The sequence below is a fragment of the Rhizorhapis suberifaciens genome (assembly GCF_014200045.1).
Classification (GTDB): Bacteria; Pseudomonadota; Alphaproteobacteria; order Sphingomonadales; family Sphingomonadaceae; genus Rhizorhapis; species Rhizorhapis suberifaciens.
Genome location: NZ_JACHOV010000001.1, coordinates 385984 through 408892, shown reverse-complemented (window position 1 = coordinate 408892; position 22909 = coordinate 385984). Strand labels below are relative to the sequence as shown.

21 protein-coding genes and 1 riboswitch are annotated in these 22909 nt (G+C 59.5%); of the genes, 18 read left to right on the top strand and 3 right to left on the bottom strand.

Annotation, left to right across the window (positions count from 1 at the left end; translation table 11 throughout):
* The first annotated feature begins 70 nt into the window (after nucleotides 1-70).
* A complete protein-coding gene (locus HNQ99_RS02050; protein ID WP_246414366.1) occupies nucleotides 71-1714 on the top strand; it encodes an amidohydrolase in 1644 nt (547 codons plus the stop codon).
* The gene (locus HNQ99_RS02045) at nucleotides 1711-2508 is read left to right on the top strand and encodes a class I mannose-6-phosphate isomerase (RefSeq protein ID WP_184473955.1); all 798 of its coding nucleotides are present in this window, start codon (nucleotides 1711-1713) and stop codon (nucleotides 2506-2508) included. The genes HNQ99_RS02050 and HNQ99_RS02045 overlap by 4 nt, the downstream gene beginning before the upstream one ends.
* A 7-nt stretch (nucleotides 2509-2515) precedes the next feature.
* On the opposite strand, the gene cobU is transcribed toward HNQ99_RS02045, so the two are convergent.
* Complete coding sequence (gene cobU / locus HNQ99_RS02040) at nucleotides 2516-3055, bottom strand: bifunctional adenosylcobinamide kinase/adenosylcobinamide-phosphate guanylyltransferase (protein ID WP_184473954.1); 540 nt, start codon at nucleotides 3053-3055, stop codon at nucleotides 2516-2518.
* 26 nt (nucleotides 3056-3081) lie between these two features.
* Nucleotides 3082-3279, top strand: a riboswitch (cobalamin riboswitch).
* A 122-nt stretch (nucleotides 3280-3401) separates the two neighbouring features.
* Between cobU and HNQ99_RS02035 the strand changes: the two genes are divergently transcribed.
* The 11 genes from HNQ99_RS02035 to HNQ99_RS01985 all read left to right on the top strand — a co-directional run bounded on the left by HNQ99_RS02035 (nucleotide 3402) and on the right by HNQ99_RS01985 (nucleotide 14376).
* Nucleotides 3402-5303 (top strand): TonB-dependent receptor plug domain-containing protein, encoded by a 1902-nt coding sequence (locus tag HNQ99_RS02035; RefSeq protein WP_184473953.1) that lies wholly within the window; start codon nucleotides 3402-3404, stop codon nucleotides 5301-5303.
* A 91-nt stretch (nucleotides 5304-5394) separates the two neighbouring features.
* Nucleotides 5395-6387 (top strand): threonine-phosphate decarboxylase, encoded by a 993-nt coding sequence (locus HNQ99_RS02030; protein WP_184473952.1) that lies wholly within the window; start codon nucleotides 5395-5397, stop codon nucleotides 6385-6387.
* A complete protein-coding gene (gene cobO / locus HNQ99_RS02025) occupies nucleotides 6384-6992 on the top strand; it encodes a cob(I)yrinic acid a,c-diamide adenosyltransferase (protein WP_184473951.1) in 609 nt (202 codons plus the stop codon). Before HNQ99_RS02030 ends, cobO begins: the two co-directional genes overlap by 4 nt.
* Before the next feature lie 65 nt (nucleotides 6993-7057).
* Nucleotides 7058-7870 (top strand): ABC transporter substrate-binding protein, encoded by an 813-nt coding sequence (locus HNQ99_RS02020; RefSeq protein ID WP_184473950.1) that lies wholly within the window; start codon nucleotides 7058-7060, stop codon nucleotides 7868-7870.
* Entirely contained in the window at nucleotides 7867-8835 is a 969-nt protein-coding gene (locus tag HNQ99_RS02015) for a FecCD family ABC transporter permease (protein ID WP_184473949.1), read from the top strand. The genes HNQ99_RS02020 and HNQ99_RS02015 overlap by 4 nt, the downstream gene beginning before the upstream one ends.
* The gene (locus HNQ99_RS02010; protein ID WP_184473948.1) at nucleotides 8835-9608 is read left to right on the top strand and encodes an ABC transporter ATP-binding protein; all 774 of its coding nucleotides are present in this window, start codon (nucleotides 8835-8837) and stop codon (nucleotides 9606-9608) included. The genes HNQ99_RS02015 and HNQ99_RS02010 overlap by 1 nt, the downstream gene beginning before the upstream one ends.
* 2 nt (nucleotides 9609-9610) lie before the next feature.
* A complete protein-coding gene (gene cbiB / locus HNQ99_RS02005) occupies nucleotides 9611-10546 on the top strand; it encodes an adenosylcobinamide-phosphate synthase CbiB (protein ID WP_184473947.1) in 936 nt (311 codons plus the stop codon).
* Nucleotides 10534-12006, top strand: coding sequence for a cobyric acid synthase (locus HNQ99_RS02000; RefSeq protein ID WP_184473946.1), 1473 nt, complete (start codon nucleotides 10534-10536; stop codon nucleotides 12004-12006). Before cbiB ends, HNQ99_RS02000 begins: the two co-directional genes overlap by 13 nt.
* 23 nt (nucleotides 12007-12029) lie before the next feature.
* Entirely contained in the window at nucleotides 12030-13028 is a 999-nt protein-coding gene (gene cobT / locus HNQ99_RS01995) for a nicotinate-nucleotide--dimethylbenzimidazole phosphoribosyltransferase (protein WP_184473945.1), read from the top strand.
* Nucleotides 13025-13807: an adenosylcobinamide-GDP ribazoletransferase gene (locus tag HNQ99_RS01990; RefSeq protein WP_184473944.1), complete on the top strand. Its 783-nt coding sequence runs from the start codon at nucleotides 13025-13027 to the stop codon at nucleotides 13805-13807. Before cobT ends, HNQ99_RS01990 begins: the two co-directional genes overlap by 4 nt.
* Nucleotides 13804-14376: a histidine phosphatase family protein gene (locus HNQ99_RS01985; RefSeq protein ID WP_184473943.1), complete on the top strand. Its 573-nt coding sequence runs from the start codon at nucleotides 13804-13806 to the stop codon at nucleotides 14374-14376. The genes HNQ99_RS01990 and HNQ99_RS01985 overlap by 4 nt, the downstream gene beginning before the upstream one ends.
* Here HNQ99_RS01985 and HNQ99_RS01980 read toward each other — a convergent pair.
* Together HNQ99_RS01980 and HNQ99_RS16840 are read right to left on the bottom strand one after the other, a co-directional pair.
* Nucleotides 14337-16058, bottom strand: coding sequence for an MFS transporter (locus HNQ99_RS01980; RefSeq protein ID WP_184473942.1), 1722 nt, complete (start codon nucleotides 16056-16058; stop codon nucleotides 14337-14339). The genes HNQ99_RS01985 and HNQ99_RS01980 overlap by 40 nt on opposite strands.
* Nucleotides 16059-16187: 129 nt before the next feature.
* The gene (locus tag HNQ99_RS16840) at nucleotides 16188-16769 is read right to left on the bottom strand and encodes a helix-turn-helix transcriptional regulator (RefSeq protein WP_184473941.1); all 582 of its coding nucleotides are present in this window, start codon (nucleotides 16767-16769) and stop codon (nucleotides 16188-16190) included.
* A 322-nt stretch (nucleotides 16770-17091) separates the two neighbouring features.
* Between HNQ99_RS16840 and HNQ99_RS01970 the strand changes: the two genes are divergently transcribed.
* From HNQ99_RS01970 to HNQ99_RS01950, 5 genes are all read left to right on the top strand, one after another.
* Nucleotides 17092-17559: a curli assembly protein CsgF gene (locus HNQ99_RS01970; protein ID WP_407692295.1), complete on the top strand. Its 468-nt coding sequence runs from the start codon at nucleotides 17092-17094 to the stop codon at nucleotides 17557-17559.
* Nucleotides 17559-18548, top strand: coding sequence for a CsgG/HfaB family protein (locus HNQ99_RS01965; protein ID WP_184473939.1), 990 nt, complete (start codon nucleotides 17559-17561; stop codon nucleotides 18546-18548). The genes HNQ99_RS01970 and HNQ99_RS01965 overlap by 1 nt, the downstream gene beginning before the upstream one ends.
* A 334-nt stretch (nucleotides 18549-18882) precedes the next feature.
* The gene (locus HNQ99_RS01960) at nucleotides 18883-20745 is read left to right on the top strand and encodes a beta strand repeat-containing protein (protein WP_184473938.1); all 1863 of its coding nucleotides are present in this window, start codon (nucleotides 18883-18885) and stop codon (nucleotides 20743-20745) included.
* Nucleotides 20746-20866: 121 nt separating this feature from the next.
* Nucleotides 20867-22222 (top strand): hypothetical protein, encoded by a 1356-nt coding sequence (locus tag HNQ99_RS01955; protein WP_184473937.1) that lies wholly within the window; start codon nucleotides 20867-20869, stop codon nucleotides 22220-22222.
* Nucleotides 22223-22298: 76 nt separating this feature from the next.
* Entirely contained in the window at nucleotides 22299-22907 is a 609-nt protein-coding gene (locus HNQ99_RS01950) for a hypothetical protein (protein WP_184473936.1), read from the top strand.
* Nucleotides 22908-22909: the final 2 nt, after the last annotated feature.

The window sequence follows — 22909 nt, the reverse complement described above, 5'->3', positions numbered from 1 at the left end:
AGTTCCGTCGCCCGTGAAGAAGAAAGGGAATAAGGCCCTTTCCCTTTCCACTGCGTTTCTCCTTTCCCCAATGGCTCTTCCCTCTTCAGCCCTGGCCGCAGGCCTGATCGATAATGTGAACGGCTTTACGCTGGACGAAAATGGAAAGATCGTCCGCTTCGACGCTCTCCTGATCGACGACAATGGCAAGGTCGAAAAGCTACTTCAACGCAAGGACAAGCGGCCAGAAAAGCTCGATTTCCGTACCGACGGCAAGGGCCGCACGTTAATGCCCGGCTTTATCGATTCCCACGGGCATGTGATGGCGCTCGGCTTTCAGGCGCTCACCCTGGACCTCAGCAAGGCCAGATCCCTCGTTGAGGCGCTGACGATGGTGAAAGCCTATGCCGAAGCCAATCCCCAGCGCAGGTGGATCATTGGAACCGGATGGAACCAGGAGGCCTGGGGCCTGCGGCGCTTTCCGAACGCAGCCGATATCGACGCGGTTGTGCCCGGCACGCCGGTTTGGTTGGAGCGCGTGGACGGCCATGCTGGCTGGGCAAACAGCAAGGCGATGCAATCCGCCGGGATCACGTCTGCCACCAAGACTCCGGAAGGCGGCCGCATTGAGATGGAGGCCGGCAAGCCAAGCGGAATTTTCGTGGACGCCGCCATGTCGCTGATGGAAAAGGTCCTGCCCCCTCCGCTTCCGAAGGAACGGGATCTGGCCTTTTCGAAGGCGCAGCAAAATCTGTTGAGCCAAGGAGTCACCGCCATCGCCGATATGGGCACGACCCTGGACGATTGGCAGACCTTTCGCCGCGCCGGGGATCGGGGCAATCTAAGGCTGAGGATCATTTCCTATGCCGACGGGATTGACGCCATGCTGCAGACGGCCGGATCGGAACCGACACCATGGCTTTATGATGGCCGGCTCCGCATGGTCGGCGTCAAATTCCTGCTCGACGGCGCGTTGGGCTCACGTGGCGCATGGCTAAAAGCACCCTATGCCGACGCGACAGGCCAGACCGGCCTTCCGCTGATGAGCGGCGCGCAGCTTCGAAACCAGATGAGCCGTGCCGCCATGGACGGATTTCAGGTCGCCGTCCACGCTATTGGCGACCGCGCCAACGTGGAGCTGCTGGATGCGATCGACGAGCTTGCCGAAACCTATAAGGGCGACCGGCGCTGGCGGATCGAACATGCGCAGATTGTTGATCCCGCCGATCTGCCACGCTTCGCCCGCAATGGGATCATCGCTTCAATGCAGCCACTGCATGAGGCAAATGATTGGAAGATGACCGAAGCACGCCTTGGGATAAACCGCCTGACGGGCGCCGACGCCTGGCGCTCGATGCTGGCCAACAAAGTGCCGCTCGCTTTTGGATCGGACGTCCCGGTCGAACCCGCCAATGGCTTTGCAGGTATTGCGGTCGCGATGACACGGGAAGACGGAGCGGGCGAACCCTTCGGCGGATGGATGCCCGAACAACGGATTTCGCTGGAAGATGCGCTTAAGGCCTATACATTGGGGGGTGCCTATGCGGCCCGCGCCGAAGGCCGGTTGGGAACGCTGATGCCCGGCAAGAGCGCTGACTTCCTGATGCTCGAGACCGATATCGGCATGGCCTCTCCCTCCGAAATACGCGCTGCCTCGGTTGAGGAGACATGGATCGGCGGAAAGCCTCAATATGTCAGGGGTGGCGCGCCTGTGAGTCAAAGAGATGCAAAGTGACCACGATCAAGCTTACCACCAAATATATTGAAAAGCCCTGGGGGCGGACCCAAATTCCGGCGATTTTCCCCAACCCCGATGGAAGACAGATTGGCGAAATCTGGTTCGACGGTCCGGAAGGCGAGCGCCCGCCGCTGCTGGTCAAATATATTTTCACGAGCGAACGGCTTTCGATCCAGGTCCATCCCAATGACGCTGAAGCGAAAGAACGCGGCCTGCCCGGCGGCAAGGAAGAATGCTGGTATATCCTTGAGGCGGAACCAGATGCGAGGCTTGGCGTAGGTCTCAACCGTCACTTGAACGGTGAGGAGCTTCGCACCGCGGCGCTGGATGGCTCCATCGAGCAACTGATGGACTGGAAGCCAGTTCAGGCCGGCGATTTCTTCTTCATCCCCGCCGGCACAGTCCACGCCATCGGCGCCGGCATCACGCTGGTGGAGGTGCAGCAGAATGTGGATGTCACTTACCGCCTCTATGACTATGGTCGCCCACGCGAGCTTCATCTGGAAGATGGCGTGGCCGTAAGCAAGGCGGAACCATATGCCTTTTCCCCGCGCAACATTTCCTTGGGCTCCAATGCCCAGTTGATGCCCGGCAAACCTTTTGCGCTGGAGATGAAGGCGCTGGACCGGGGGACTGCGATTTCCCTTAGCGGGACATCGTGGTTCATTCCCCTCAGCGGATCCGGCGAGCTGGGCGGCAAATCCTGGCGTGGCAGCGAATGCTGGTACATTCAGGACGCTGCGGAGTTGACCGTCGCCGAGAAAGCAAATGCCCTGATCGCGCGCATTTGACACAGACCTACGTTCGTCCGCGCTCGCCCTTCAACCACAGCGGCAACCCCGCCACCACCAGCGCGACGGCGTCCGCCTCTGCCGCCAAAAGCTGATTCAGCCGTCCTGCCTCATCCCTGAATGCCCGACCGAGGGGCGTTTCCGGCACGATCCCGGAACCGACTTCGTTCGATACGAAGATCACCTGCCCCGCTTGCCGTTGAAGCGCCTGGACCAGACGCTGGCGTGCGGCGGTCAGATCCAGTTCCGCCAGCATCAGGTTGCTCAGCCACAGCGTCAGGCAGTCGACCAGCAGGACCTTTCCCGTCCCGCCATGAGCTTCGATCACCCCGGCAAGGTCAGTTTGCTCCTCGACCGTCTCCCAGCGCTCACCCCGGTCCATCCGGTGTCGTACGATGCGGTCTTCCATCTCTGCGTCATGCGCCCCTGCCGTTGCGACATAGACCAGCCGTCCTGCCTCGTTTTCAGCCAAATTCTGTGCAAAACGGCTCTTGCCCGACCGCGCGCCCCCCAGAACCAAGGTGGTTTTTTTAATACTATTCTTCATGCTTGCCCTTCATGCTGCGTGCGCTTAAGAAGCGCTTCGCGACAGGTTCCCAGAGATGGGATGAAAAGGGAACCCGGAAGTGGCTATCACCATAATCCGGGGCTGCCCCCGCAACTGTAACCGGCGAGCTTGTGCCCCCGAAGGCCACTGGATGCAAATCCGGGAAGGCGGGCTGCGAGCGAGGACCCGGAAGCCAGGAGACCTGCCTGACGCAGTCGTTCCATCGCGCGGACGGGGTGTTGCCGAGCGATCGAGGGATTTCCTCGCGTGACGACGCAGTCGGCTGTGCGGGAAGGACCATCCGAAACCATCCGCGCATAGCCTCTTTGTTGTTTGAGGGGCCAATATGCGATTTTCTCAATGCTTGCTGCTCTCGACCGCGCTCTTTGCCACCTCGCCCGCACTGGCGGACGATGGTGAGCCCATCATTGTCACTGCCACGCGAACGGAGCAGCCTTTGTCCCGCGTCGGGCAGTCGGTTTATGTGTTGGAATCCGACACAATTCTGCAGAGCCAGAAGACCACCGTCGCCGATCTTCTAGCCACAACACCCGGCGTAACGATTTCTCGTAGTGGCGGTATTGGCGCTCCTACGTCCGTACGTATCCGAGGAGCAGAAGCCGAACAAACCGTCGCGTTGATCGACGGCGTGAAATTGAACGATCCATCGTCCGGTGGCGGAGGGTTTGACTTCGGCAACCTGCTCATCGGAAATATCGAAAGAATTGAGGTTCTGCGCGGACCGCAATCCGTTTTATGGGGCAGTCAGGCCATTGGCGGGGTCATCAACATGATCACGACCGACCCAACTGAAGCATTTCGAACAAACGCGCGCGCGGAATATGGTTATCGCAATACCGCCCAATTCGTGGGAAATATATCAGGCAAAAGCGGAATCTTCGATGGCAGCCTTGGCGCCGGATATTTCCGGACTGACGGCATTTCAAAGCTGAGCGAGGATCGGGGCGCTACCGAAAAGGACGGTTACAAGAATTTTGGGGCCAATGGAAAGGTGCGCTTGCATCTGACCGAGGCGCTGAAGGTTGATCTGCGTGGTTGGTACTCCTACGGTAGAAACGAATATGACGGCTTTGGCGTAGACTCCGCTGAATTCAGCAAAACCAAGGAACTTGTTGGTTATGCGGGGGTCACGTGGGATTTGCTTGAAGGGCGATTCCGCAACCGCCTCGCCTACGCCTATACCAGAACAACTCGCGATAACTTCGATCCGGCCCAATCCACTGAACCTAGTTTTGAGGGCGAAGGAACGAATGAGCGTGTTGAATATCAGGGGATCGCCAATATCAGCGATGGCTGGCAATTCACCTTTGGTGCCGAGCGCGAACGCTCGGAGCTTTTCACCCTTTCCGCTCCCTCGTCTTTCAACCCAAATCCTCGGCCCACGAGGGGATCTGCGGTGCTCGAGAGCCTTTATGGGCAATTGATCGCGACACCCTTTCAGCGCCTGACCATCACCGGTGGCATCCGTTATGACCATCATGACAGCTTCGGAAGCGAGACGACTTTGGGAGCCAGCGTGGCTTGGTCGCCCAATGAAGGCGAAACCCTTGTTCGTGCCAGCTATGGCGAAGGCTTCAAGGCGCCAACTCTTTACCAGTTGCAGGGAGACTTCGGGAATCCCGACTTGCGTCCAGAGCGCGCAAAGGGGTGGGACGCTGGGGTAACCCAGAAACTACTTGATGGAAAAATTGAGGTCAGCGCCACCTGGTTTGAACGCCGGACGAGCGATCTCATCGATTTTGTGTCTTGTCTGAACAGTCACCCGCTCTGCGCCGACGGCCGCTTCGGCTATTATGAAAATGTCAGTAGAACGCGCGCCAAGGGTCTGGAATTGCTGCTTTCTCTCAAACCGGTAGAGTCTCTGACGCTAGATGCGCAGTATAGCTATACAGACGCAATGAACCAGGTCACGGAGGAAAAACTGCCGCGTCGGCCCGAGCAAGTTGTCAGTATGCGAATGGATTATCGCTGGCCCTTCGGGCTTTCAACCGGTGCCACCGTTACGCACGCTGGCAGCAGCGAGGATATAGATTTCGGTGTATTTCCAGAAGAGACGGTCAAGCTCGGCGGTTACGTTCTGGTAGACCTCCGTACCAGCTATAGGCTGACGGACAATTTGGAACTTTATGGCCGGCTCGAAAATCTGTTCGATGAACGGTACGAGACCGCTCTGAACTTCGGATCACCAGGACGCGCCGGCTATATCGGCGTCCGGCTGAGTTACTAAAATGGCTCACCGACAGCGATACGGTGGTGATGTACGATACAGCGCCAACAACCCAACCTTCGAACCGGTCTCAACGGCGAGCTACTGATCCATGACGCGCACCGCTACGCCTTACCCCTACCCCGCCGAACTTATCGGGCATGGGGGACGTGTGGGGGTGGCGGCGCGGCATTTCCCAGCCGCGCCTAGCCCCTGGATGGACTTATCGACAGGTGTAAGCCCATGGTGGTATCCTTATGATAATCAGTCGCAAACTGATCAAAAAGCTCTTCCCGACCCCGAAGCTCTGCTGAGGCTCGAAGCTGCGGCGGGCTTAGCCTTTGGGACAAGCGATGCAGCTGAAGTCGTAGCGGTCCCTGGCAGCGACATCGCAATCCGCTTACTGCCTTTCATATTGGGCGCGCAAAAGGTGCGCTATCTTGCACCAATCTACTCGGGTCATCGCGCGGCATGGCCCAATTCCATCCCAGTGACGCCTGGAGAGGCACAGGACAGCGATCTGCTCGTCCTCTGCAATCCGAACAATCCTGACGGCCGCATCATCCCGCCCGACGAGCTCCGCGCCCTTCCCTGCCAACTCATCGTTGACGAAGCCTTTGCGGACGCCTTGCCTGAATGCAGCCTGGCTCCTGACCGGCGCGGCGCGATCCTGTTGCGCTCCTTCGGCAAATTTTTCGGTCTTGCTGGCGTCCGCCTGGGCTTCGTGCTCGCCGATCCGCCGCTCGCTCGGCGCTTGCGAGCAGTGGTGGGGGATTGGCCCGTAAGCAGTGCGGCCATCGCGATCGGCACCGCCGCCTACCAGGACCTTGGCTGGCATAGGGAGCAGCGCCAAAGGCTGAACGATGCAAGCCAGCGGCTCCACAAGCTGTTGCGCCGCGCCGGCCTGGAGATAGTCGGCGGTACGCCCCTTTTCCGCCTCGCCCGGACAACCGATGCAGCTTGCCTGTTCCGCCATTTGGCGCAGGCAGGCATATTGACCCGCCCCTTCAGCGATGATCCATCCGCTCTCCGCTTCGGCCTTCCCGGCGAAGAGGCGCAATGGCAAAGGCTGGAGCAGGCACTGACACATTGGAGTACAGCATGAGCGAAGCCGACGAACATGCCCACCACAACGACCGCATGAAGAAGGTGCAGGCCGCGCGCGCGAAGATTCAGGCGCGCAAGACCGAAGAGCGCGGGCTCCTCATCGTCCATACGGGTAATGGCAAGGGCAAGTCCTCCTCGGCCTTCGGCATGGCCGTCCGGTCGCTGGGCTGGGGAATGAAGGTCGGTGTCGTGCAATTTGTAAAGGGCAATTGGGAGACCGGCGAGAAGAATTTCTTCGCCCAGTATCCGGACCTGCTCACCTTCAATGCGATGGGCGAAGGTTTTACATGGGACACGCAGGACCGGGCGCGCGACATCGCCGCCGCCCGCGCCGCATGGGAACGCTCCAAGGAGCTCATCCTTGATCCGGATTATGACTTCATCATTCTTGACGAGCTCAATATCGTTGCCAGGAACGGTAGCTTACCCATTGATGAAATTGTCGATTTTCTAAAGATCAAGCCGCGGGATAAGCATGTTTGCGTCACTGGACGAGGGGCTAAACCGGAGCTTCTGGAAATTGCCGATCTGGTGACCGAATTCGCCGAAGTGAAGCACCCCTATAATGCTGGTTTCAAAGCCCAGAGGGGCGTCGAATTTTGATCTGCACCTTGCCTCCTCGCTATTATCCGGAGGGAGGTAGGGCAGCGCGTGCAGGGTTTGGGTGGATGATGGGGCTCATCGCCCTTGCAAACCTCACGGGTCCTGCCGCCGCACGGCCTCTCCGCATCGTCTCGCTCAATCCCTGCGCCGATGCCATATTGATGCATATCGCCGATCCTTCGCAGATCGCCGCCATCAGCCATTATTCCCACGACCCCCGCGCCACATCGATCCCGTTGAGCCAAGCGCTCCGCTATCCCGCCACTTCTGGCACGGCGGAGGAGGTGCTTGCCAAACGTCCCGATCTGGTGATCGCCGGACCGCATGTCGACCTGCCCACCATTCACGCACTGGAACGTCAGAATATCAATCTGTTGCGGATCGATGTTCCCGAAACTATTGAGCAAAGCCAAAGCCAGATTGCCCAAATCGCCGCAACCTTGAATGTCCCCCGGCGCGGCAAACTGCTCAATGCCCGGATCGACGCCGCTTTGTCCAAAGCCCGTCCGGCAGATGACACGTTCATCCCCGCCCTGATCTGGCAGGGCGGCGGGATGGTGCCGGGCGCAGGCACGCTAGCGGATGACCTTCTCCGGCGCACCGGGTTTCGAAACATGAGCAGCGCCTATGGGCTTCGGCAATGGGACATCCTGCCGCTTGAGCATTTGCTCGCACGACCGCCCAGGGTGCTTTTTTCGGCGGGAGCGGCTGAGGGCAAGCGCGATCGGATGCTCAATCACCCCGCGATTCGTCGCCTTTCTCATCGGGTCGCCATGTTCGATTATGCGCCCCGGCTCCTCCACTGCGCCGGTCCCAGCATGATTGACGCCGTAACCAGACTAGCCGAGGTCCGCCGGTCATTGAAGTCGCATCCATGAGCCAGCTCCGCGTCAATCTTTCGCTCGCGGGGGCGTTAGTAGCGGCGCTGGCGGCTTCCCTGCTGGCGGGCAAAATCTGGGTTCCGCCCAGTGACTGGCTACAAGGCGATTTGGCCTCGTTGATTATTCTGGAGCTGCGGCTACCGCGCACCGTCCTGGCCGCCTTTATCGGCGCAGCGCTCGGCATGTCAGGCGCGGTGATGCAGGGTTACCTGCGCAACCCGCTGGCCGATCCCGGCCTGTTCGGCGTTTCGGGCAGCGCCGCTTTGGGTGCTGTATCCTCGCTCTATTTCGGCTATGCCGCTTCAGCCCTGCTGCTTCCGCTGTTCGCGCTCGCCGGGGCTGCGATTGGCATGGCGCTCCTTGCCATGCTCGCGGGACGTTCTGGAAGCCTTATCCTCTTCACTCTGGCAGGCATGATCCTTGCCAGCATCAGCGGATCGCTGACCTCGCTGCTCATCAGCCTCGCGCCCACGCCATTCGCCGCCTCCGAAATCGTGACCTGGCTTTTGGGAGCGCTTACCGATCGAAGCTGGGATGATGTCCGCTTGACCCTTCCCGCCATGATTCTGGGCATATTGGTCCTGGCTGCAGCGGCACCCTCTCTCGACGCGCTGACGCTCGGCGAGCAAGCGGCCCGATCCCTCGGGGTAAATATCAGCCGTCTGCAATGGCTGGTCGTTCTGGGCGTCGGCCTGACGGTCGGGGCGTCGGTAGCGGCCGCCGGGATTATCGGGTTTGTCGGGTTGATTGTTCCGCATCTCGTACGGCCGCTGGCGGGACATCGACCCTCGGCGGTCCTGCTGCCCTCTGCCCTCGCGGGCGCGCTGCTGTTATTGCTAGCGGACAGTCTCGTCCGTGTCATGCCCAACACCAGCGAACTGCGCCTGGGCATCGCCATGTCGCTTCTGGGCGCACCATTCTTCCTTGCCCTTCTCTTCCGCATGCGCAGGGAGCTTGCCTGATGGACATGGAATTCAAGGGGGTATCGCTCACTCTTCGCGGCCGGAAGATATTGGCCGATGTCAGCGGAGCATTCTCGCAGGGGCGGGTAACAGTGATCCTCGGCGCCAACGGCGCGGGAAAAAGCACTTTGCTATCCTGCCTTGCTGGCCTGCGGCGGCCCGACAGCGGAAGCATCGCCATGGCAGGCCGCGACATTCAACAGTTGGATCGCCGAGAGCGCGCCAGGATGATCGGCCTGCTCCCTCAACAGGGCGACATTCACTGGGATATTGATGTCGAAACGCTGGTGGGTCTTGGACGAATTCCGCATCGCGGCCGCTGGGGCATGAGCGAGGCGGACCATCAGGCGGTCGCAAACGCCATGGAGGCGACGGACTCCGGCCACCTGGCAAAACGCAACATTCTTCGACTTTCCGGCGGCGAACAGGGGCGCGTCCTTCTCGCGCGTGTGCTGGCCGGAGAGCCGCAATGGCTGCTCGCCGACGAACCGCTCGCCAGTCTCGATCCTGCACACCAGCTCGACGTACTCGACCGGCTGAGGCAATGTGCCCATAATGGCGCGGGGGTGGCGGTAGTGCTTCATGACCTCACCCAGGCCGCACGCATCGCCGATGACATATTGGCCCTGAAGGATGGCGCGGTGCTCGCCGGGGGACGCCGCGACCAGGTGCTGACCCCCGCCGTTCTGGCGCAGGCCTATGGCGTTGAGGTCCATATCGGCAAAAGCCCATCCGGCGATCCCATGGTCGTCCCAGTCCGCAGGATTGTTTGAGCGTGGATCGCGCGGAACAGCTTCTCGCCGCCCTCATTCTTGAGGCGGCGCTCGGCTATCCACAAGCGTTGCACCGCCGGTTGCCGCATCCGGTGGTGGGCATAGGCATGATGATAACGGCGCTCGACCAGCGGTGGAATAAAGCATCGCGCGGAACAAATCCTCTCCTGGCGCGCCTGCCCGGCATCGCCACCCTCGCGATGCTCATCATGGTGAGTGCCAGCCTTGGCCTGATTCTGGAACATCTGCTCTTCGGCTGGACGGGCGCCGGATTAGTGATCCTGCTGGCAACGACGGGCTTTGCGCAGAAAAGCCTTCATGACCATGTCGCCGCCGTCTTCCACCCTCTCGCTGGCGGGGATCTGCCACCAGCTCGAGGCGCGCTTTCGATGATCGTGGGTCGCGACACGCAATCGCTTGATGAGCAAGGCATTGCCGCAGCCGCGACCGAAAGCCTGGCTGAAAGCTTTTGTGACGGCATCGTTGCCCCCGCCTTCTGGTTTCTGCTCGCGGGCCTACCCGGCCTCCTGGCCTTCAAGGCGATCAGCACCGCGGACAGTCTTATCGGCCATATGGACGAGCGCTATCGCTATTTCGGTTGGGCTTCTGCCCGCGCAGATGATGTGCTGAACTTCATCCCCGCCCGTTTGGCCGGCATTTTGCTCTGCATGGCAGGCGCAGGCGGTTGGCGGATCATGTGGAGAGATGCCGGCAAGCACCTTTCTCCTAATGCCGGTTGGCCCGAAGCGGCCATGGCCGGCGCTCTGAACATCCGTTTGGGTGGCGGCGCAGCTTATGATGGCGAATGGATCGAGCGCGCCCTACTGGGCAAGGGACCCCGACCGAAGGAGCAGGACCTCGGCCGCGCCCTCACCATTTACCGCCGCGCCTGCCTTCTCCTTTGGTTCATCGCGGGGGGCCTTGCATGGGCGCTGTAATGCTTCAGGGCACCGGCTCCGACGTCGGCAAGTCAGTTCTTGTCGCGGGCCTTTGCCGCCTATTCACAAATCGCGGGCTGAAGGTTCTCCCCTTCAAGCCGCAGAACATGTCGAACAATGCCGCCGTCACTGCCGATGGCGGAGAAATCGGCCGCGCCCAGGCATTGCAAGCGCTCGCCTGCCGGGCTGAAGCGCATACGGACATGAACCCGGTTCTACTGAAGCCTCAGTCGGACCAGGCGGCTCAGGTCATCGTCCACGGCAAAATGCGAGGAACGCTGGGCGCGGATTATTATCGCAGTCGGAAAGGCGAATTACTGGACGCAGTCCTGACATCCTATCGCCGCCTGCGTTCCGCCGCCGATCTCGTCATCGTTGAGGGCGCAGGCAGTCCCGCCGAAATCAACCTGCGCGGAGGCGATATCGCCAATATGGGGTTCGCGCGCGCCGGAAACGTACCGGTGGTATTGGTGGGAGATATTGACCGAGGCGGCGTCATTGCCTCGCTTGTCGGCACCAAGGCGGTCATCGATGCCCAAGACGCCGCGATGATTCGCGGCTTTCTTATCAACAAGTTCCGTGGCAATGTGCAGCTATTCGATGAAGGATATGCCGCCATTGAGCGGATGACCGGCTGGCAAGGCTTGGGCGTTATTCCTTGGCTTACGGCCGTGCGGAAGCTTCCCGCCGAGGATGCGGTGGTGCTTGAGCAATCCGTCGCCAGTGGCAATGGCGCAATCGAGATCGCCGTGCCGATGCTCTCCCGCATTGCCAATTTCGACGACTTCGATCCGCTGGCACAGGAACTTGGCGTCCGCCTGGTCATGGTGCCGCCGGGAAAGCCGATTCCGGCGACGGCAAACCTCGTCATTATTCCGGGTACCAAGGCGACGATTGCCGACCTCCGCTTCCTGCATGCCCAAGGTTGGGACGTGGACATCGCCGGCCATGTTCGGCGGGGCGGTCATCTGCTCGGCATTTGCGGCGGATATCAGATGATGGGCCGGACCATCGCCGATCCGACCGGGGTGGAAGGAAAGCCGGAAACGGTCCAGGGGCTTGGATATCTGCCGGTCGATACGGTGCTCGGAACCGAAAAATCATTGGTAAAGGTCCACGGCGACAGCATTGCGGAAGCTGCGTCCTTTCATGGCTATGAGATGCATGTCGGCGTCACCACGGGTCAGGCCACACCTCTGTTGCGCTTCAGCGACGGACGCGTCGATGGCGCACAGAGCGCAGATGGACTCATCAGCGGCTGCTATGTCCATGGCCTTTTCCACTCGGCGGATCAGCGCGCCGCGTGGCTTATCCGCCTTGGGACACGATCAAATGGCATTGATCATGAGTGCGCCGTCGAAACAGCCCTGGATGAACTGGCGATCGAACTTGGGCAGGTTGTGGATACCGACCGCATATTTGCCATCGCCCAGAACGCCGCCCCGGTCTCGCTATTTTAAAGCATCCTTACATCGAGTTATTGATGAACATCACCCTTGAAACCGCCCAAGCCCATCTCGACGCATTGGCAAAGCCCAAAGGCAGCCTTGGCCGCCTGGAAACACTCGCTGCTAGATTGGCAGTCATTCAGCAAAGCCTGAAACCCCAAACGCGCCCCCGCCGCATCGTCCTCTTCGCAGGGGACCATGGCGTTGCGGCGAGCGGCGTCACTGCGTGGCCCTCGGCCGTAACCGGGGCCATGATTGGCCTTATCTGTGCGGGGCGCGCCTCCAGTTGCGCCTTGGCCAGCGCTCAGGGAGCGGACCTTCGGCTGGTCGACATGGGTAGCCTTTCGTCCACTCCCAACCCTCCTGTCTTTTTCCGAGACGCCCGGATCGCGCCGGGCACGGCCGATCTCTCATGTGGAGCGGCCATGACCGTCGACCAGTTCGAACAGGCATGGTCTGTAGGCGAAGAGGAAGCGCGCCGCGCCCATGCGGAAGATTTCCGCGTTTTGATTGCCGGGGAGATGGGCATTGGAAACACCACCGCTGCGGCCTGCCTCACCATGCTCTTTGCCGGAACCGACGCCAGCACGGCGACGGGACGGGGAGCAGGCGCGGATGACGCTATCCTTGCTCGCAAATGCGCTATCGTCGAAGCCGCAACCAATTCCGCTCGCAGCCTTGACGGCTCGACGGCTGTCGCGGCCATTGCGGGTTTTGAGATTGCCGCCATGGCCGGCTATTTCGCGCAAGCTGCCCAACAAGGCTCGACCATCCTGCTGGACGGCTATGTGACGACCGCCGCCGCGCTTGTGGCGGAACATTTTCGTCCTGGCACCTCAGCGCAGATGATCGCCGCCCATCTCTCCGCAGAGCCCGGGCATCGTGCCGCTCTGAATGCTCTGGCCCTTGAGCCACTCCTCCAGTGGGACATGCGCCTGGGCGAAGGCACCGGTGCGCTTACCGCCCTGCCCCTGCTCGACTCAGCCGCGGCTCTCTTCGCAGACGTCGCCCTGCTTGCGGATATCGCGCCGTGACCCAAGTGCTTCGTTCCCGCTGGTGGGTTTCGCCTTTGCTGGCGCTTCAATTTCTCACTCGCATTCCCGTCAGCGCCTTGAACGGCGTTCCTGGAGCAGAGATTGCGCATGGATTGAAGCGCTCTCCCATATGGTTTCCGCTCGTCGGTACACTGATCGGATGCTTGACCGCCAGCGTCCTGATCTTAGCCGACCTGCTTTGGCCCCGCATAATCGCGGTGCTGGTCGCACTTGCGATAGAAGCCCGCCTGACCGGAGCCTTTCATGAAGATGCCGTGGCCGATTTCTGCGATGCGCTGGGGGGCGGCTATGACCGCAAATCGACGCTGCGCATCCTGAAGGACAGCCGGATCGGCAGTTATGGAACGGTGGGGCTCATCCTGGCCATTGGATTACGGGCCGCCCTGCTGATGACGATACCCACGTCCTTGCTTCCCTGGGCCGTCATTGCGTCCGCTTGCTTCGGCCGCTTGCTGGCAGTGGCCACGATGTCATTCATACCGCAGCCGCAGGAAATAGAAGGCATCGCCAGCCAGGTGCGAAGCTCGACCCAATGGCCGATTCTGCTCATGGCGAGCTTGCTGGCGCTGCCGGCCTTGCTGCCTCTGGCCCTCACAAGGCCGCTGGAGCTCATAGCCGCGATCGTCGGATCGGCTCTTTTCCTCATCTGGCTATACCGGCTCCTGCTAAACCGCCTCGGCGGCGCAACCGGCGACTGCCTGGGCTTTGCGGCCTATGCGGGGCAACTCATTCTTTTGCTGGCGATAGCGACAGAATGAAGCAGACTGTGTGGCTCATTCGTCATCCGCCAGTGGCGCTTGGCTGGCAAAAACGCTGCTATGGCCAAAGCGACCCGGCGCTCAGCCGTGAGGGCCAACGAATGGCCAAGGATTTGATCGCACAGATAACAGCCTGGGCTCCGGACCTCGTTATCCATTCCGATCTGCGCCGCACACGCGCCATTGCCGAACGAACCGCAGCCGCCATAACCGCGGTCCCTCAATGGCGAGAGCGGCACTTTGGCGATTGGGAGGGGCAAAGTTGGAATGCTGTTTACCGCGCCAGCGGCAATGCCATGGACGGCATGTTAACCGCGCCAGATACCTACCGTCCGGGCGGTGGCGAAACCACGGTGGAATTATTTGAGCGGATCAGGCAGGCGTGGCTCGCCGTCCCTGCTCTGTCACGCGTCGCCATCGTCACGCATGGCGGACCAATAGCTTGCATTCGTGCGCTTCAGCAAAACGCGTCCATCGACCTGCTGCCGCAATTGATCCCTGGAACAGGAGAAATCGTGGAAACGGAAATTTACCGCCAGTCCGACCGCGTGAACGTAAGCGGCTCCTGAGCACAACCGATGCGTTCAAGATAAGCGCGCTTTCGCTCCCGCCCGACCGAAAAGCGATGCCGCATCCTGGCAGGAGGCACGCCCAGCGGAAGGAAATGCGTCCAGTCGTACAGGCGGACCTTATAGGTATCGCACAAAGGGCGCAGCTTCGATTTGGGCACAAAGTCCAGATCCATGAGGATCGGGCGGCTGAGCTTGCCTCCCTCAACCCGGATGATGTCCTGGATGAAAACCCCTCCCCGCGTATCGACCAGCACGATGTCGGCATCGACGCTCTTTGCCATATGATAAGCGCGCGCATATGGCTTCACGAAGTCATGCGCCTTCATCATGAGAAATGCGCCGGAAAGCAGGGCGAACCCCACCGACCACCAAAGTGGCGCGAGCGAAAGCTTCCTGTCCGGGCCAGCTAGCCGCAGCCAACCAAAACCGCCCAGCAAACAAAATGACCCTATGAAACCGTGCAGATAGCGATAACCCCAGCCATGTCCCTGATAGACAAGCACCAGAAGTCCCATGCCGCACCCCAGCGTCAATGGCAGGATGACTGATGTTTCCTTTGGAAGAACGCGCCAAGGCTGTTGCATTGCGCCCAGCAAAGCCAGCGGAAGAAGCAGGACATTGTTCCAGGCCATGAAGCGCGCCAGGTTCAGCAAGGGCAGCATGTCCTTGGCAAGGCGGTAGGTGACAAGATGGTAAAGCCGAAAGCCCAGATCGATGCGCTTGCCCCCCTCAAGCGGCTTGGCTCCGCTATAAAGGTCCGCCAATAATGCCGGGTAGAGCTTACCCCAGACTATCACGATGGCGGCATAGGCAATCGCATAAAAGGCGGCCGGTCCCCAGCGGCGGCGCAGCGCCAGCCACAAGATGAAGGGCGCGGCGAACATCGGATGGAAATGCAGTTGATGCAAGCCAACCGCAAAGAACGCGACCAGGACCGCGCCTATATGCCCCTTCCAGTCGTTCCTCAGAAACAGCGCCAGCCAAAGCATGTTTAGGCCGAAATGCGCCGACATGGCATAGGCGGTCATCGACATGACCAACAGCTGCGTCGATGAGAAACCCAGCAGCAATGTCACCAGGACAGCGTCAGGCCGGTCCGGGAATAACCGCAGCGCTATACGCCACAGGCAGACATAGCCGAGCCCCAGAAAAAGCGGACTGGTCAGCGCCGGGTCGGCAACAAAGGAAATGAGCGCCCGGATGGCGGCATGAAGCGGCAGATAGTTTGAAATCCAGGCAATATTGCCGCTGTAAACGCTCATGAAAATGGGGTTGATGCCCCGCACATAGTCCTGCCACTGCGGCGGCACCGACATGCCCAGCCTGCCCTCCCGGAGATAGAAGGTGGCGAACTCTCCCATCTGTTCATCGCGCGACAGCGAATATCCGCCGAAGACCAGATAATGCCCTGCCCATCCGATCAGGACCAATAGCAGGATGACACCGCATATAAGAGCGGGCGTCGCTAGGCTGATGGAGCGGCCACGTTCGAAACGAGGCCAGGCGAGAAGGAACAGGAACAAGGCCGCTGGGCCGAGTACGAACCGGTCCTGCTGCACCATGAACATCTGGGGCAGCGAATAATATCGGCTAAGAGCGAAATGGAAGAGGTAGACCAGTGCCAGCCAGACAATGACGAACAGCGCCGAGCACAGAAAAAAACGCCTTGTCGAGATCATCCGCCCCCACCTGCCGCCAATAGCATCAAAGCCGATCCCTTAGCGCCGCGAGCGGACCAAGGCGAGCCCCTCTCATGTTTTCGCAAGAAGGCGCTTTCAATCGGAGCGGTATCTGCAAGCGGCTTGCACCTATTGAACCCGAAAGGGCGCCATTGCATAAAAAAGAGCTTCTCGGGACGACACATTCATCTTGCTGTAAAGCTGTCGAATATGGCTGCGGACGGTGTCCAGGCTGATATTCAGCGAAGCGGCGCAGCTTTCGACATTATGGCCTTTTAGCAATTGCCCCAGCACGCGGTCCTCGGCATGAGTCACGCCATAATATGCGCGATAACCGCTGTAGCACGCCGATTCCGCCTCATTGGCCCATCGCAGTTCGAGGCCATATAACCGTTCTGGCGTGGATCGGCACGGAAGCATGCGGATGACCACCACCAGCCCCCTCAAGTCGCCTTCGTTGAAGGAGTGGACCACGATATCATTGTCGTGAAGTTCAGATAGCCGTGATTGAAGGGCAACCGTCACAGCCGCGCGCGTCATGCAGACGAAGCCGTCCCGCTCTTCGATGAATTCCCGCTCCTTCAAGGAAAGTCGAGCCGCTTTATTGGCCCATAATATTTCAAACGCTTCGTTCACGATCAAGCGAGCCAGCCTGCTTGTGTCGAGCCAAGTTAATGCCGCGTCACGCAGCTCCCCCACATATTTGAGCACCAGTCACCCCCTCACGCGCCAGTACTAGAACGTTCTACACCGTCCCGTATTCGGACAATGATTGTTCAGCAACACGGCAATCCCCCAGTTAATATAGTTAATGATGTTAAAAGGTTGGGCGTCACCAATTTTGGTGATGCGAATCGATATATGTCGGTCGTACTAGCCGACCTAGAACATAATTAATAACTTCTTAAGGTCTGCCTCAAGGGGCAGAATGGAAACGGCCTACTGGAACGACGTACTTGCGTCGGGATGGACGCTTGGGGGCAAGCGGGGCAGTTCCGCCACAGAAGTTAAAGCGGGTCGCAACCGCAATTCAATGCCTAATGGCATGTGGGGGAATAAAATGAAATCTGGACGAAGGCTGACCGCCCGAGCTTTTGTTGCGTCTATCCCAGTCCTACTCGCCGGGACAGGCGCCGCGCGAGCTTCCGACATGGTTTATACGCCAACCAACCCGTCGTTCGGCGGCAATCCCTTCAATTCATCACATCTGTTGGGCGTGGCCAACGCTATTAATAAATATAAGGATCCTGCGGCGTCCACCAGCTCGGATCCCGCTGCGCAATTCCTCAGAACCCTGCAAAGCCGGCTTCTCTCTACCCTGGCATCGCAGATTACTGACGTGATCTTCGGCGAAAACGCTCAGGAAAGCGGCCTCATCAAGTTCGGCGACCAGGAAATCAGCTTTGTACGCGGCATCGATTCCGTGACGCTGACGATCTCCGATCTTGCCACGGGCTCCGTCAGTGAAATCATTGTCCCCCTGCTTCAGGGAGCGGACTGATGCTGCCTCACGATCATCTTATGAAATTTGCGCCTTTGGTTCTGGCGGCTTCTTCGCTGACCGCCTGCGCGACCTATTCGCCAAGTTCCTGGAAGCAGCCCGAGCTCGCCAAGGCCTCTCCTACGCAGAACAAGCTGTTGGAGCTTCCGGCGAGCGGAAAACGCGTGGCGGTTGCGGTCTACGGCTTTACGGACCAAACCGGGCAATTCAAGCCCACCGACAATGTCCAGACCCTTTCCCGCGCCGTCACTCAAGGCGCAACCTCGATCTTGATCAAAGCTTTGCAAGACGCCGGCAACCGACAGTTTTTCCAGGTGATAGAGCGGGAACGGCTGGACAATGTGCTGCGTGAACGTGCCGTCATCAGGGAAATGCGCGCCTCCTATCTGGGAGAGAAGCAGGTAAATCCCCAGGCGCTTCCACCCCTGCTCTTTGCCGGACTGCTGCTCGAAGGCGGCATTATCGGCTTTGATTCGAACGTGAAGACGGGGGGTGCTGGTGCGCGCTTTCTCGGGATTGGGGCCAATGGCCAATACCGCGAAGATACGGTAACGCTTTATCTGCGCGCGGTCAGCGTCAAGACGGGCGAAGTGCTGACCTCGGTCAATGTCCGCAAGTCCATCGCATCAGTGGCGCTCGGGGCCAATGCCTTCCGCTATGTGGGATTTAAGGAGCTGCTGGAGCTGGAGACGGGCATCACCTACAATGAGCCCGACCAGTTGGCCGTGCAGCAGGCCGTCGAAAAGGCCGTACACGCGCTCATCATGGAGGGCGCTCTTCAGGATTTGTGGTGCTTTGGCACGACTGAAGCTTCCAGCGAAGATTTGCTGCGCAGCTATGTAGCGGAACGCGATTCCATAAAGCTTGAGCAGGTGGCTCTGCCCGCGCGCGCCGATGGCGGTCGCGTGACCGGAGCCTGCCGCGCCGCAAATCCAAGAGCGGCCGCCGCTCGTCCGCAGCCTATGCTGCCAGCGCCTGCGGCCATGTAACCAGGAGACGTGGAATTTAAAAGGATTGGGCTGGTCCGTCAGCGACAGTGATTGGCGTCAAGACGCCGACGGACCAGGTGGACAAGGTTGCGGAACCAAGTCCGGAGTGAGTGAAGCACTCACGGCGCAATTGTGACACAGAGGGTTGGCGCAGGCAATGAGCCTACACTTCGTTCTGGCGTGACAATGCTGCCCGGCTTCATCCCACTCCCTGACATTCCGCCGGCTGCCCCGAGGCCGGGAGCGGCAGCCGCACCCTCTCCGGCCGGACGTTACGGTGCCGCCCGATGGCGGCATCGGGGGCCATTTTGCCCAGAACAAGGGAGTGAACGGGATGAAGAAGATTCTATTGACGGCGGTATCAGCCTTCGCGCTGACCACCGCGGCGCAGGCGAACAACTCCACCAGCACGGTCAACCAGACCGGTGTCAGCGGACAGGCCGATGTTGATCAGACCGGCACGCTAGCTGGCAAGTCCGTGTCCGACATTCAGCAGGGCGGCAACACCAACGCTGCCAAGGTGACGCAGGGTTCCGGCGCCAACTCCGGTAGTGCCGACGTGAACGACAGCTATGTTCAGCAAGATGGCGACCACAACAGCGCAACCGTCGTCCAGAACAACTTTGGCGCCCCCAATAATCCGTCGGTGAAAAATGAATCCGACGTTCTGCAGGACGGCTCCACCAACAAGGCCAATGTTGAACAGCGTGGCGACGGCAACACGTCCAACGTCGACCAGACGGGCAGCAATAACAGCGCGTCGCTGCTGCAGGAAAAGGCTGGCGGTCCGCCTAACGCTCATGTGGATTTCAACACCTCGCTGATCAGCCAGAGCGATAATGGCAACACGGCCGACGTGTTCCAACAGGCCGACGGCCATGACTCGACCGTGACCCAGTCCAACTCCGGCAACTCGGCCACAGTGACGCAGAAAGGCGGCACCGGCATTGGCAGCACCTCCACCATTCTCCAGAGCGGCGTCAGCGAAATCGCCGATGTTACTCAGGACGGCGACAGCAACACCTCGCTCGTGACGCAGGATGGCGCATTCGGCAAAGCAACTGTAAACCAGACCGGCAACGGCAACTACTCGAACGTCGATCAGACGTCGCTCGCTGCTTCCGCCCCCGGCAGCACCGTTGACGTCACACAAACCGGCAACGCCAACATCTCGACGGTTTCGCAGCTGGCATCCTCTTCGTCCGTGAAGGTGGATCAGTCGGGCAATGGCAATATCTCGGGCGCGGCGCAGATTGCCGGAGATTCGACGATTGCAGTCAAGCAGACGGGCACCACCAACGTGTCTGGCGTCCTCCAGGCCTCCTTGTCCTCCACTGTCACTGTTGACCAGAACGGCACCAGCAATAATTCGGGCGTCCTTGAAATCTCTGCGGGATCATCGGTCGATGTTGAGCAGACTGGCAACAGCAACAATTCGCTGGTCGGACAGCTCGCTGCCGGCGGAACCGTTAAGGTCAAGCAGAACGGCGACAACAACAACTCGTTGGTCGGCCAAGCCGTTCTCGGCGGCATTGTGGATGTCACTCAGACGGGCGATGGCAATGGTTCGACGGTAGGCCAGCTCGGCGCAGGCGTATCGGTAACCGTCAGCCAGGACAGCAGCGCCGCAGCTTCGGGCAACAAGTCGCTGGTTGGTCAGTGGGGCGGTTCGACCCAGCTGATCGGCTATGGTTCGGACGTCGACGTCGCTCAGATCGGTGGCAACAACGAATCCGAAGTTGCTCAGGCTTCCGACTATTCGGACATCGACGTTCTGCAGAACGGCACGGATAACAACTCCTATGTGACGCAGAATCCGCGCAGCGGCGATCTCAACGAACGTGATACTGTCAACGTGAAGCAGATCGCTGTGAATGCTCTGTCCACCGTCGTTCAGGACGGTCGCAAGCAGGAAGCCCAAATATTCCAGGGCGGCGTGGACAATGTTTCCGACATCTACCAGGCAGGCCGTCGCCAATATGCTGAAGTATCGATGAATGGGAACGACAACCTGTCCGATATCGACCAAAGCGGTGAAGACCATCAGGCCTATCTGACGACGACGGGATCAGACAATGAGTCCTTCATCACTCAGTCGGGCGACGCCAACTTCGCCAAGGTGACGCAATCAACGGACAATAATATCTCTACTGTGATCCAAAGCGGCTTTGGCAACAGCGCCTACGTGGCTCAATAACATATTGGGGAACGGGCCTGGCCTCACGCTGGGCCCGTTCCTAATCACTTCGAGGCCAGAGCCCCGGGGCGCACCAAAAAACCGGACGAATTCCGGGTCGTTATGATTGGGACCTTCGATCATGAAGAAACTGCTTCTGACCACCGTTGCGGCGCTTGCGCTTTCGAATGCGGCTCACGCTGGCAATTCGACGAGCAACGTCATTCAGTCCAACAGCGACAATATCGCGGACGTCGACCAGACAGGGTCGCTTGCCGGTGGCGATTCGAAGGTCGAACAGACCGGCAAGCGCAACAGCGCCACGATCAAACAAAGCGATGACGGCACAGATCTGAACAATACCGCACCGCCGATCAACAAATCGACCGTGCTGCAGTCAGGCAACGACAATAAGGCAACAGTCACTCAGGCATCGACCACCAAGCAGATTCTGTCAGAGTCGACGGTCGCTCAATCGGGCAGCGAAAACGTCGCTACCGTTACACAATATGATGACTCGCAAACCTCCACAGTGGCCCAGTACAGCAACGGCAACGTCGCTACCGTCCTGCAGGGCGACCAAGCCAGAGCCACAGATGACTTGAGCTTCGGCAACAGCTCTTCCCTCAGCCAGTCTGGCATTGGCGGTCATCAAACCTCTGTCACGCAGACGGGCCTTATCAACAGCAGCATCATTGATCAGCAGGGTGACGCCAACACCGCCGATGTTACGCAAAAGGGCAATTTCAACAAATCCACCATAACCCAGACAGGTGATAACGCACTTGCAACGGTGCACGCCCCCGGCACCAACAACAGTTCGTTCATCACCCAGGATGGTTCAGGCGTCACTGCTACCGTGCTTCAGGGCGGCACTAGCAATAGCAGCAGCGTCGATCAGACTTCGCCCGGCGGCATTCGACCGATCAACAGCGACGTCCTCGTAAATCAAAGCGGGTTCGGCAATGCATCGATCGTCGTCCAGCGCGGCAACAATGCCTATACTGAGGTCTTACAGTCAGGTGATTTCAATAAGTCCGATGTGACCGATAATGGCAATCGTTCGGATGCCTATGTCGATCAGATAGGTTCATACAATCAGTCGCTGATCATGAACCGCGCCGAAGACAGTTATGCCTCGGTAACGCAGGAAGGGACTTACAATCAATCGACGATCATCCAGCGTGAGGACAGCACTCCGACCGAAAACTTCCGGGCCGAGGTCAAGCAGCCTGGTCATGAAAATATATCGACGATCGACCAGGACGGCGACAACCACTTCGCCGATGTGATCCAGTCGGGCGATTTCAACACATCACTCTTAGTTCAAACAGGCAGCACCAACAGCGCAACGCTGGTCCAGTCCGGCAACCATAATGACTCAAAAATCGACCAGTCTGGCTCGCTCAACAGCGTCGATGTCAAGCAGTCTTCCGATTTCAGCGTCTCGACGGTCACTCAATCCGGCACCGGCAATATTGCCATAGTGACGCAATGATTTCCCTTGAGATTTCCCCAGGCGGCGGGAGTGGTCGGGGCCATCTCCTGCCGCCGCCCCTTAAAAGGTTTCGGCCATGACGAAGATGCTCTCCGCGGCGCTATTCCTATCGCTTCACCCCTTGGCGGCTGCGGCACAGACAAGCGTTGCGATCAACAGCAGCGGCAGCGATCAGAGCATCTCCGTGGATCAATCCCAATCCACAGCGAGCCGGGTGGATATCGAACAGATCGGTGATAGCAACCATTTGACCCATATTCAGGCGGGCGACTCACAAACCTCCGGCTTTCGCGTCCTTGGTAATGACAACAACATCACCGCTCGTCAGGAGGGAAGCGGGGCCAACAGCCTTGCACTCGACCTGTCCGGCAATGGCAACGAAGCACGCCTACACCAGTCAAGCCTGGAGGGAAGCTCCAACACGCTGGCGCTGCTACAAAATGGCAACGGCAATTTCGCTGACCTCAGCCAGAGCGCCTATGCCGGGGCCAATCAGATGGCACTGTCGCAAAATGGCGACGGCAATAGCGCATCGCTCACCCAGAATGGCGATGACAACACGCTTTCATTGACGCAAAATGGCGATAGCAACCGGGCCGATCTCAGCCAGACCGGCAACGGACTTGGGCTCTCCTTGACGCAGGACGGCGGCGCTTCAATTGTCATCTCGCAAGTTAGCCCTTGAAG